The following is an 11,822-nucleotide window of genomic DNA, read 5'->3' as shown; positions in this document are numbered from 1 at the left end:
GTCATTGAAAGCGTTTTCTTATGGGTGTTATAATAAACTACCAATCCTGTTTAGAAAAGCGGTGCGCGTATGTTTACTCAATTTAAAAAGGACTTTATATTCGGAACATCCACGGCTGCTTATCAGATTGAAGGAGGCTGGAACGAGGACGGCAAAGGACTGTCTATATGGGATGTATTTTCCCATGCCAAAGGGAAGATTCGCGACGGCAGCAATGGAGATGTGACCTGCGATACGTATCACGATTTTCAGACCGATATCGACTTGATGAGCAGCCTGAAGATGGATGCGTACAGGTTTTCCGTCAGCTGGTCGCGAGTTCTGCCGGAAGGAAAGGGATCGGTCAACCAAAAGGGATTGGATTATTACGATCGCTTAGTGGACGCCCTGCTTGAAAAGGGCATCCGGCCCTTTGTCACGCTCTTCCATTGGGACACGCCCTATGCGCTATTTCAACAATACAAAGGGTTCGCCAGCAGGGAGACCGCGAAGTATTTTGCGGAATATTCAAGGCTTGTCGTCGAAAATCTCGGAGACCGCGTTAAAGACTGGATCACGCTGAACGAGCCCTGGGAGCACGCGATGTTCGGGCACTTCCTAGGCGAGCACGCACCGGGCATCAAAAATCCGTGGACTTACTTCAAGGTGGCGCATCACCAACTTCTGGGTCATGGCCTAGCGGTGCAGGCGATGCGGAGCGAACGAAGCGATTTGAATATCGGCATCACGCTAAGTCAATTTCCAGTCTACCCGGCGAGCTTTAATCCGAATGAAAAGGAAATGGATTCGGTCGAAATGGCGGATATGTTCGTGAATCGGTTCTATCTGCACGGCGTGTACAAAGGAAACTACCCCGAGAAACTGTTTTCGCGACTGTGGCCGATCGTACCGAAGATTGAGCCGGGAGATATGCAAACCATCCGTCAGCCCATTGATTTTCTCGGCGTCAATTATTATAGTCGATTGTTCGCGACAAGAAAGTGGTATATCCCCTTCTTAAAAACCTGGGTCGACCGGAATCCATCCGACGAGCGGTATATTCATCCCGTACTCGGTGCGCAGGGGTATCCTGACGGGTTTAAAGAGCTGGCAAGGCGTTACCGGGAAGAATACGGAAACCCCGTGATCTACATCACCGAGAACGGCACGACCGAACCAGGCAATAGCTTGGAGGAAACGAGTCGAACCGACGACGAATACCGCATCAAATATATGTCCTATTATTTAAAAGCACTGAAAGAAGCGATTGACGAGGGTTCAGATATCCGGGGCTATTTCCATTGGGCCACGATAGACAACTTTGAGTGGAGTTCCGGCTTATCCTGCCCCATGGGAATCATAAAGGTCGACCACAGGACACAGCAACGGACGGTCCGCGATAGCGGTTATTGGTATCGGGATCTGATCGCGCATCAGGAGAGCAGGAGTTAATGTATAGGTAAATAAACTAAAAACCTCCTCTTACGAGGAGGTTAATTTCCAGGGGATCCCCTTTACTTTTGTTCTAGTTCTTTTCCCATTACGATCGAGAAGTAAGGTGGGCGTATATCTTTAAGTCTATGTCCCCTGCTCATTTTAATGTTGATTTCCCCCAATTTCCTTATAATCTCATCGCGATGATTGTCTTCTTTTATCTTAGAACACTCCTTATTTCATTGTGTTCTCAGCATTAACATATAAGCTTTGCCGTATTCAAATATGAGAAAACCTCTATGGAGGCCTTTCGAAATAGTAAAAGAGGGGCCACATGGCCCCCCTCCCATAAATACAAATTATACGATAACTTCGTCTCGTCTGTTACCAACAACAGAAAAGTACTCCGTTTCAGCATTTGGCGCTTTACGACCGATTTCAGCTTTAATCCCCAGCTTACTGAGGCGCTCAATGATATTTTTTTGCTGCTGTTGGAATTGTATTTGCTGGTTCTGCGTATTGATCTTAGGCATCACCACTACCTCCTTAAAATCTGTCGGTCTCACCATTATATAGTAATCCACGTAATCTTTCCATAAACAATTCGTCTATTCTTCGAATATCTGGGTAATAGTCACCATCGACTAAAATGTCTGGGTGTAGGGTAATCAGATACACGATATTTCCTCCCCATAGATTTAGGTGCCTGGCCGAATAAACTCGCCCTTGTTTAAATCCAATAGCAAGATGTTTGAAAATGAAAAAATCGTCCTTTAATAGAATAGTTCTTAAAACCCCAGTCCGTTTATGCTCTTCTAGAGCAACTGTTTGATCCTCGGTTAAGTAATTTTCATGAAGCCTTAAATCGTACCGAGTTTCAATGAGTCCAAGGGCAAGCTCTACAAAAGCAAAAGTAAGGACATCATCATCCGTAGGATTTGTTACTGAACGTAAACGCTCACCATGCTCTTGAACAAAATCCACAATTGGATTAAAATCCCCTTCATTCAATTGGTCATACGCGCTCTGAAAGCGTGTAAACATCCTTTTATCCAGTAAATAATAGGCCTGATCCATGGCATTCAAGTCTATGCCTTCTTCGATGAATCCATTCTGATACTTAATTTTCACCCTGGTTTTACTACCAATATGATTAATCTCGTAATTATAAACCTGAATGGCTTGAATGTATGGTTGATCATTAACAAATGATTTAATGGTATGTAAAAGCAATTCACTTCTTCTGTAGGCAGAGTACTTTTTATTAAGCTTGATAGCAATACTCAATTCATCTTTCATTTCTTCGTCTTTGTGAGCTAACTCCGCATCCTTCCTGTTCGCTATGCCCTTGCTATAGTCATAAAATGCAACACAAAGATAGTACAAAATCAGAAAAGAGAAGATAACTGGTACTTTAAAATCCAATAATGGTGCGATGAACTTTTCCCCAGCAGTCTTTGCCTGTTCGGAGTAATTACTCCAAAGCCCTATAGAAAAAAGCAACAATGCCAAGGATGCAGGTGGAACAATATATTTGAGAAGTATCCACCAAAATTTCAATTCAATTTACCTCCTAAATTGCAAAAAATAACACTGGATAAAAAGGAAAATAATAACTATAACTATGTTATTATATTTTGAAATCATGAACCAGTCAAAGAAATCTTTGAAAACGAAACACCATCAATTTTCACGAACATTACCTCATTGACAACGCCAAACGTTCGTATTATGATAGTCAAGGCAATAACAATCAGCCATATGACAATGAATCGTTCGTATATCCTTGAGGATTGGCTTGAGGGTCTCTAGAGGAAGCCATAACTTCCTAGCTACGACGGGTGCTCTTTTTCGCATACCCGTGTGGCTAGGTTTTTTTGCGTCCAAATATAACTGTTCCAGAGGAGATTGCTGTTATGAAGGCTTATGATTTTATCGTTGTTGGTGCAGGACCTGCCGGTATTTTTGCTTGCTATGAGATGACATTGCTTCACCCTAACGCGAACATTTTACTCGTTGACAAAGGCCACGATATCTATAAACGCAGTTGTCCGATTCTTGAAAATAAAATCAAACTCTGCCCACCTCCAGCTGGTAAAAAGGACTTCTCCGGTTGTCTTCCTGCTTGTTCCATTACTTCCGGTTTTGGCGGAGCAGGCGCTTATAGCGATGGTAAATTCAATATCACAACCGAATTTGGCGGCTGGATGACGGATTATTTAGCGCCTAGCAAAGTCATGGAGCTCATCCGCTATGTGGATAGCATTAATCTGCAGCATGGGGCTACAGAAAACATAACGGATCCTACTACCGAAGCCGTAAAAGGCATTGAGCAACGCTCCTACGCAGCGGGCTTAAAGCTGCTTCGCGCTCAAGTTCGTCATTTGGGCACGGAGCAAAATCTAATGATCCTCAAATCGATCTATGAATATTTGAAAACACGCATCGATATGCAGTTCAAAACTGAAGTTGATGATATCATCACAACCAAAAAAGAAGATAAAAACGTCGTTCAAGGAATCCGGTTGAAGGATGGCACAGAGCTTCTAAGCAACTATGTCATGCTTGCTCCAGGAAGAGACGGTTCCGCTTGGTTAACACAGGTTCTCAAGAAACGCCGCCTCAAAATGTCCAATAATCAAGTTGATGTAGGCGTCCGCGTCGAAACCTCCGATGTCGTGATGCGTGAAATCAACGAACATTTGTATGAAGGTAAATTCGTCTATAACACCTCTGTCGGTACGCGCGTAAGAACTTTTTGCAGTAACCCATCTGGGCATGTTGTGGTGGAGAATCACAGCGGCATCATGGCAGCCAATGGACATTCCTACAAAGATCCTGCGCTGGGTTCAAACAACACGAATTTCGCCCTCCTTGTCTCTCATAAATTTACCGAACCGTTTGATAAACCGAATGAATATGCGAGAGAAATTTGTAAGCACGCGAACGACTTATCGAGCGGTGGCGTCATTGTTCAGAAGTTCGGAGATATTATGCGTGGGCGGAGATCAACGGCTGAACGGATTCGAGAAGGCTTCTTGGAACCCACCTTATCTGAAGCTGTTCCGGGTGACCTAGGACTTGTTCTCCCATATAATACGATGAAAAGCTTGATCGAAATGATCCATGCACTCGAAAAAGTAACACCAGGTATTGCTTCCGAACATACCCTCTTCTATGGCGTTGAAGCGAAGTTTTATTCCGCTCGACCTAAGCTGAGTGAGAGCTTTGAAACGGAAATTAAAGGCCTATTTTGTGGTGGCGACGGGGCTGGTATTACTCGAGGTTTAGCTCAAGCAGGTGCCGCTGGCGTTTGGGTTGCGCGCAACATCCCTCTATAAATTATTTCCGAGGAAATAAGTGCTCGTTCGTCAAAAAGGGCAGAAAACCAACGTGTTCTTCCATTTCGGAAGAATTATGTTGGTTTTTTTCAATGAGAAAAGCCTTCCCATGCCTCACATATTATGGTAAGATAAAACCGTCTAAATAAATGTAAGCGTTATCATTTTAAAAAGGGGGCAGATAAAATGAATGTAGCGCTCGAAGTAAAGAACACGTATGAGGATTTTATTTTAGAAAAGGATATCATGTATTTCCGCGTCGGTGAACATGGCCTAGTCTCCTTTCATGGGAAGAACTACCATATCAAGAAACGCCTAAATACAGAACAAATCCAGAATATGACCTCAGACAGCTGCTTTTTCAAAGTGAACACAGATTGCTATGTGAATACTCGTAAAATCCAACATATTCAGGATGGCAAAGTATTTTTCGAAGTCAGAGGCTCCGAATCCAAATACACGTCGATCACGAAGCTTCGCCAACATCGATTGAAAGAGCTTGTACAGCAACAAAAAGCTGGAGATTAGGCATTGTCCATATTGAGATCAAAGAAAAGGAGCCAGCGAATCAATCGCCAGCTCCTTTTCTTGCATAACCATTATGAAATTTTCGCGAGTGATTCTTGTTGATGCTCACGGATCAGAAAGCGTATGTAATCGACGGTTGTATCTTTTACCTTTTTGGCTTCTTCCAACGTAGCGAAGCTGTATTCAGCACAGTCTGTGCTTTCATACTTGTTCAACTCTTCATTGTTCATGCCAAGTGTGGAGAAGTTATGAACGAGCTCATAGGATGTTTTCGAATCCACATTTTTCACAAAAATATCTTTCGAAAAGAAAGATCCCTGTTTCTCCACTTTAAAAATGACGCGAAACGGCTTCTCCTTCTCCGAAACAAAACATTTAATGACAACGTCGATTTCCATCGTTTTATAATCCACAGTGTGCTTCGGCTCCTGCATTGGTTTCTGCATTGATTTCTGCATCCATTTCTTCAATATCCCCAGCACAAGATTCCTCCTCACACTTGAACTTACCCTCATATTGTAGCGAATCCCTAGTTAATTGACAACCCGAATAAAGGAATCTTTATAATCTAAAGATGTCTTTTATCTCATTCAAGCCATTTCCTGCTCTTTAAGAGATTTCGCAGTGAGGGAAGACTTATATTTCCACGTAATGAACAAACAGAGAAGTCCAGTTAAAACCCCGCAGGTAACGAATGCGCCATTCGCCCCAAATCGATCCGCAATGAATCCAGAGAACAAGCTTCCAATTGGTGTAGAGCCAGCAAACACAAGGGCATACACGCTCATAACACGTGCTCGATACTCATCCTTGGCAAACATTTGGAGGGCAGAGTTACTATTCGTAGCGAACATAATATTGAAGAAACCCGTGCACGCCAGCAGCGTCCCACACACCCAAACCGAGCCGCTCAGCCCATTCAGAATCAAGCAAATAGCGACCATACAGCTCGCCACCATACTCACTTTCAGCTTCGGTCCCTTCTTACTGCGAAATGACATCGTAAGTGCCCCCGCTAGTGAACCCACACCTAAACAAGACATCAATGTCCCATAGGTCGTTTCTCCCATATGCAGGACATTTTTGGTGAATACAGGTATCAGAATATTAAAGTTAAAAGCAAGCGTTCCAATAACCGTTACAAGAAGCACAGTCGGCGACAGGATCGGATCCTTCGCAATGTAGACAATACCATCCTTAATTTCTTTGAAAATGCCTTCCTTCGACCTTATCTTGCGTACATAAGGTGCTGCTTCAATATGAATCAAGCCATATAGAACAGCCAGAAAGCTGAAGCCATTTAGCAAAAAGCACCAGCCAGCCCCTAACCACGCCATCATCACAGCACCAATCGAAGGACCAACAATTCTTGCCATATTAAACGTTGTCGAATTGAGCGCGATCGCATTCATTAAATCCTCTTTACCGACGATTTCCACATTAAACGACTGCCTAGTAGGCATATCCAGCGTATTATTCAATCCTAAAAGCAGCGCTAGAACTAGGATATATTCGTATCTAACCGTATCTGTAAGCACCAATGCCGCCAAGGCAAAGGCGAGAATCATCGAAACCGTTTGCGTCACAATAAGGATTTTTTTCTTAGGAAATTTATCTACAACAATACCGGCAAACAACGAAAACAAGAGAATCGGAAGGAATTGACACGCTGCCACGATCCCAAGTTTAAGAGACGATCCTGTAAGTGTCAGGACAAGCCAGGACTGCCCGATATTTTGCATCCACGTACCAATAAGCGACACACATTGCCCAAACCACATATAGCGATAATTCTTGTGGGTCAGGGCATGGAAATGACGATCAATGAACACTGATCCCGCAGCCCTCATATTCATAGGTCTACCTCTTCCTCTGCAAAGTGAGCCGCATTATGACCCATTTTTTCTAAAATAATAAGGGCCATCTGCTTCTCCTCATCCGACAAGCCGAACGTCAACCGCTCACGCCAATCGGTGAGTACTTTGCGCACATCTTCCTTAATACCACGCGCTTTGTCCGTTAGAAAAACCTCGTTGCACCTCTTATCCTTTTCACTGACGGTGCGTGTTATGTAGCCTTGATTTTCTAGCTTTTTCAAAGCTTTCGCTGTCGTTCCTTTATCAATTTTCAAATAGTCAGACAGCTCTTCCTGCGTCAAGCCATCCTCCTTATACAGCGCATTAAGGAAAATATGCTGACCTCTGCCGATATCAAATTGTTTCAAGTGGTCACCGATGTACATCTGTCCGTACCGGTAAATCAACGAGACCCACCTTGGTATCGAATTTCGCGTTTCAATCATCGCAACCCCTCCTCGTACCAAATAAATGGAAAATGAAATGAATTAATTCGTGTAGAAGCCCAGTTTTCATACTTATGAAATAAAACAAAATCCGAATCGTTGCACTTGCCACTAATTTAGTTTACGCCGAATACGTTGCATCTGCAACTAATTTTCAGCGGAAATTTGTGCATGCTAGAAGCGTCGCTGTAAGCGTGTTTTTCACCGTTACAGCACAGGATGGCAGGCGATTCTGGCCTCTTTCGCTGCTGTAAGCGTGTTTTTCACCGTTACAGCGTGAAACATACCTAAAAAAAAGAAGGAGCAAGTAGATACTTGCCCCTTCCTTTCCAGAAAATGCGCCTGACCGTTACACGTTCAGCGCCTATTTAAAGAAATCTCACGCAAACCGGTCGCGATACTGCTGCTGTTTGCCCTGTTTCTTGCAGCATCCCTGTCTCCGCATCCCTGCGGAAGACAACGACGCTGTTCGAATCCTGATTCGCCGCGAGCAGGAACTCGCCCTGCGGCGAAAGCGCGAAGTTCCGCGGCGTCCGCCCCCGCGTCGACTGCCAACCCACGACCGACAGCGTGCCGCTGTCTCGGTCAACCCCATAAACCGCGATACTATCGTGTCCGCGGTTTGAGCCGTACAAGAAGCGGTCATCCTCGGAGAGGTGGATGTCCGCGCAATAACTGACGCCGCTGAAGTCCTCCGGCAGCGTCGACAAGGTCTGCACCGCGGTCATGCTTCCCGCGGCCGCCTCATAAGACAGCACAGTCACGGTGCTGTCCAGCTCATTGATCGCGTACACATACGTGCTGTCCGCGTTAAACACCAAATGCCGCGGGCCCGCGCCCGGCTTCAAAGCCGCTGTGCCGTGAAGCAGCAGGTCGGCGCTCTCTGCGTCAATTCGGCTAATGATCAGCCGATCAAGGCCAAGATCGGCCGATACAGCAAAGCGATTGTCCGGAGACGGAACAATCGAGTGCGCGTGCGGCGCTTCTTGGCGATCCGCTTGCGGTCCAAGCTCGCCCTCGTGCTTAACCAGCTGCGTATGTACGCCCAGTCCGCCACTCGGCTCGACAGGATAAACAGTCACGTCGCCGCTTAAATAATTCGCCACATACACCTTGCGGTTTGTGGCATCCAAGCTAATGTAGCAAGGTGCAGATCCGTCTGCTGGCCGTTGGTTGATTTTACTTAATCTGCCTGTGCCCGCTTCTATCGCATAAGCCGCAGCGGAGCCGCCGAAACCTCCCTCGTACGTTACCGTTTCGCTCACTGCATACAAAACAGTTTTATCGTTATTTAACGCTAGAAACGAGGCATTCGGCAAATCGCTGTAGGTCTCAACCAGGGTCATTTCACCATTTTGCCCATTGAAACTATATAAAGAAATGCCCACCGGATGCTGTTCATCCGTATATGAACCGATATACACATAAGAAACACCGTTTTTCACATTTGCATCTGCTCTTGCATTCACACGCTCATTCGCCATTTACACCATTGCCTCCCCATCCATCCTATGATTTGTTACCCACTTTCCATCGTCTCCCCAATGCCGTCACACACATCGCAATAATAGCCCCATATAGTGCAAGCTCCATATCATGCTGTGCATCCCAAGGATCTCCCTGCGCACCGACAAATAAAGTACCAATCTCAGGGGCTACGATCTTCGCTACCCACATTTCGATGAGCTCATAGAAAGCACCCATAGCCAAAACGATAACACACGTCATCACATAAATCCATCTTCTCCCAAGTGTTGTCCAAGCCCGTAAACCTTCATATATAGGATAGGCGCACAGTAATCCGAAACTCAGATGAACAAGCCGATCGAAATGATCGCGTTCAGCCCCAAATAAGCGATGCAGCCAAGGATCGAACCATGTTCCATTGTAAGAAAAGTGAGCTCCTACACAATGCAGCAACAGAAAGCTCGCAAGTAAGCCATAGGACATATTTGAAAAAGTAAAGACACGAAAGGTCGCAATGAGCCCAATTAATGCTGCCCAAATCAATAAATTTTCTAGCACCCAATCCCCTCGGCTATGCGGCCCAATCGCTAACCATCCCCAGATACCAAGCCATATCACCATCATCACATGCAAAATCCAATTTGTTCTGAAAGGTTTTTTATTCGCTTTACTTTGCATCTGCTCAGCCCCCTAATCGTCTCTACAGACTAAGAGTACCGTGGCATCATGCCTTCCAAAAGTACTAACTTTTTCTAGTACCGCGCCTGGGGCTTGCTCATTAGTTAAATAAGCCTTTCATATACAAGCTGCGGAACTCACTCGGTGTCATGCCTTCATGCTCATGAAATCGCTGATTGAAATAGCTCGCAGAGGTATAGCCCGCTTCACCTGCGATGTCCTTGATCGGCCAATTTTCTTTCTCAATTAAGCGCTGCTTAGCGAATTGAATACGGCAAAGTGTAATGAACGACAGCGGCGTCATCGATGTGGCTTTACGGAATATTTTGCAAAAATAGTACGTACTCACGCCCGTGAGCTCCGCCCATTCCTCGAGATTAAAGGGCTCGCATGCTCTGCTCTGCATCTCTGGAAGCAAGGCAAGAATACGATCCACCGATTCCGTCCCTCGATTGACCGTTAATGGGGTAGCATAACTCATGAATTCGCACAAAATCATATAATTCAACGTGCTCAACTGCGTCGGACGTAGAATTTGATAGGCTTCCGCTTCTAACAGCAATTCATTGAATGCTTTCTCAAGCTCTGCGCTTCTTTTTAACGTCCACAGATTGCGTAGAAATCCTTTTTCCAATAGAAATTCCTTGATTTGATCCCCATAAAAATGAACCCAACGGATATCCCATGGATCATCTTTGGAACTGTAATAACGCTGCTCTTGATACGGCGGAAATAAGAAGGCATCTCCCTTTTGTAACGTATACAGCTGTCCTTCGATCTCCACATAACCCTTACCCGAGATGACAAAATGCAGACTATACGTCGACCACAATCCTTCTGGCCGCTCTACTTCATGCGTAGACTCCTCTTGATACCAGCCTACGGATTCAGGGAATATGAAATAAGGATATTGCTGTAAGGTAGGTAACATAACTTGCCGGCGCATAAAATAAGACCTCATCTCTAATGACAATATTACGATAGTCGATTCAATATATTGTTATATTCATTTTAAATAACTCATTTTATAATAGCAATATAACGTTAAACATTCCGCTTGAAAAAGGAGAAATGCTGTCATGACCAAACTTCGTTGGGGAATTCTAGGCTGCGCAAATATTGCAATCCGGGCCTGTATCCCAGGGATCCAGCAATCCCAAACAGGTGTTGTAAGCGCAATCGCAAGCCGTAGCTTGGAAAAGTCACAAGAGGTTGCCGCTCGTCTTGATATCCCAAAGGCCTATGGAAGCTATGAAGAATTAATTGCGGATCCCGCTATTGATGCAATCTACATTCCACTTCCAAACCATCTACATAAAGAATGGACGATTCGAGCCGCTCAAGCTGGTAAACATGTGCTATGTGAAAAGCCTGCTGCTCTGACGACTGCTGAAGTTCAAGAAATGGTTACAGCTACTGAAGAAGCAGGCGTGCTGTTTGCAGAGGCTTTCATGTACCGCCATCACCCTCGCTACGAGCGTGTGAAGGCAATTATGCAATCCGGCGAAATTGGAGATATTCGCGGAATTCACGGTACATTTACGTTCAGTAACCCGAATGATCACAAAAATGTTCGTTACGTCCGCGAGTGGGGCGGCGGCTCGGTCTATGATGTAGGCTGCTATCCGCTGAGCGCAGCTAGATTTCTACTAGAACGTGAGCCTGAAGCTGTCACCACGCATGCATTCTTTTCACCCGAACATGATAACGTCGATATGATGATGTCAGGACTTGTTGAATTCAGCGGCAATGTAGCCCTCACTTTCGATTGCGGTATGTGGGCTTCATTCCGAAACACGCTTGAGATTCTTGGCTCCAAGGGGCGCATTGTGATTCCTTCCGCTTTTATTACACCAACAGAAGAATCCGGGCATTTCCAGGTCTATGTTGGCAACGAGCAGCGCGAAGAAAAAGTTCCTTTCCTGAACCAATACGCCTTGCAAGTCGACGATTTGGCGTATGCAGCATGGGGTGAGAGAACTCAACGCTTCGCTGCACAAGATGCCATTCTCAATATGCAAGTGATTGATGCCTGCTTACTATCGGCAACAGAGCGTTCACGCGTTCAGCTCTAACACTTCTAAACGAGAGGC

The 11,822-nt window shown here is 45.1% G+C and carries 12 protein-coding genes and 1 riboswitch; of the genes, 4 read left to right on the top strand and 8 right to left on the bottom strand.

Annotation, left to right across the window (positions count from 1 at the left end; all coding sequences use genetic code 11):
- Positions 1–69: 69 nt before the first annotated feature.
- Positions 70–1,431 (top strand): GH1 family beta-glucosidase, encoded by a 1,362-nt coding sequence (locus AC58QC_RS05815; protein WP_497414252.1) that lies wholly within the window; start codon positions 70–72, stop codon positions 1,429–1,431.
- Between the two features lie 341 nt (positions 1,432–1,772).
- Here AC58QC_RS05815 and AC58QC_RS05810 read toward each other — a convergent pair whose 3' ends face one another.
- Together AC58QC_RS05810 and AC58QC_RS05805 are read right to left on the bottom strand one after the other, a co-directional pair.
- A complete protein-coding gene (locus tag AC58QC_RS05810) occupies positions 1,773–1,946 on the bottom strand; it encodes a hypothetical protein (protein ID WP_497414251.1) in 174 nt (57 codons plus the stop codon).
- A 13-nt stretch (positions 1,947–1,959) separates the two neighbouring features.
- Positions 1,960–2,973 carry a hypothetical protein gene (locus AC58QC_RS05805; protein WP_497414250.1) on the bottom strand — a complete coding sequence of 338 codons (1,014 nt, stop codon included), beginning with the start codon at positions 2,971–2,973 and terminating at the stop codon, positions 1,960–1,962.
- A gap of 196 nt (positions 2,974–3,169) precedes the next feature.
- Positions 3,170–3,268, top strand: a riboswitch (purine riboswitch).
- A 61-nt stretch (positions 3,269–3,329) separates the two neighbouring features.
- Here AC58QC_RS05805 and AC58QC_RS05800 point away from each other — a divergent pair.
- Both AC58QC_RS05800 and AC58QC_RS05795 read left to right on the top strand, forming a co-directional pair.
- Positions 3,330–4,754 carry an NAD(P)/FAD-dependent oxidoreductase gene (locus AC58QC_RS05800; RefSeq protein ID WP_497414249.1) on the top strand — a complete coding sequence of 475 codons (1,425 nt, stop codon included), beginning with the start codon at positions 3,330–3,332 and terminating at the stop codon, positions 4,752–4,754.
- Between the two features lie 186 nt (positions 4,755–4,940).
- A complete protein-coding gene (locus tag AC58QC_RS05795; protein ID WP_497414248.1) occupies positions 4,941–5,282 on the top strand; it encodes a LytTR family transcriptional regulator DNA-binding domain-containing protein in 342 nt (113 codons plus the stop codon).
- Between the two features lie 71 nt (positions 5,283–5,353).
- Here AC58QC_RS05795 and AC58QC_RS05790 read toward each other — a convergent pair whose 3' ends face one another.
- The 6 genes from AC58QC_RS05790 to AC58QC_RS05765 all read right to left on the bottom strand — a co-directional run bounded on the left by AC58QC_RS05790 (position 5,354) and on the right by AC58QC_RS05765 (position 10,675).
- On the bottom strand, positions 5,354–5,764 hold the full coding sequence (locus AC58QC_RS05790) for a hypothetical protein (RefSeq protein WP_497414247.1): 411 nt from the start codon (positions 5,762–5,764) through the stop codon (positions 5,354–5,356).
- 108 nt (positions 5,765–5,872) lie between these two features.
- Positions 5,873–7,138 carry an MFS transporter gene (locus tag AC58QC_RS05785; RefSeq protein WP_497414246.1) on the bottom strand — a complete coding sequence of 422 codons (1,266 nt, stop codon included), beginning with the start codon at positions 7,136–7,138 and terminating at the stop codon, positions 5,873–5,875.
- The gene (locus AC58QC_RS05780) at positions 7,135–7,584 is read right to left on the bottom strand and encodes a MarR family winged helix-turn-helix transcriptional regulator (RefSeq protein WP_497414245.1); all 450 of its coding nucleotides are present in this window, start codon (positions 7,582–7,584) and stop codon (positions 7,135–7,137) included. Before AC58QC_RS05780 ends, AC58QC_RS05785 begins: the two co-directional genes overlap by 4 nt.
- Positions 7,585–7,952: 368 nt before the next feature.
- Positions 7,953–9,068: a lactonase family protein gene (locus tag AC58QC_RS05775; protein WP_497414244.1), complete on the bottom strand. Its 1,116-nt coding sequence runs from the start codon at positions 9,066–9,068 to the stop codon at positions 7,953–7,955.
- Positions 9,069–9,093: 25 nt separating this feature from the next.
- Positions 9,094–9,729, bottom strand: coding sequence for a DUF2238 domain-containing protein (locus tag AC58QC_RS05770; RefSeq protein ID WP_497414243.1), 636 nt, complete (start codon positions 9,727–9,729; stop codon positions 9,094–9,096).
- Positions 9,730–9,829: 100 nt separating this feature from the next.
- Positions 9,830–10,675 (bottom strand): helix-turn-helix transcriptional regulator, encoded by an 846-nt coding sequence (locus AC58QC_RS05765; protein ID WP_497414242.1) that lies wholly within the window; start codon positions 10,673–10,675, stop codon positions 9,830–9,832.
- Positions 10,676–10,808: 133 nt separating this feature from the next.
- Between AC58QC_RS05765 and AC58QC_RS05760 the strand changes: the two genes are divergently transcribed.
- The gene (locus AC58QC_RS05760; RefSeq protein ID WP_497414241.1) at positions 10,809–11,804 is read left to right on the top strand and encodes a Gfo/Idh/MocA family protein; all 996 of its coding nucleotides are present in this window, start codon (positions 10,809–10,811) and stop codon (positions 11,802–11,804) included.
- The last annotated feature ends 18 nt before the right edge of the window (positions 11,805–11,822 follow it).

The sequence above is a fragment of the Paenibacillus sp. J22P51 genome (assembly GCF_059692215.1).
Note: the sequence above shows the minus strand (reverse complement) of the source record. Positions and strands in the feature narration are given on the sequence as shown.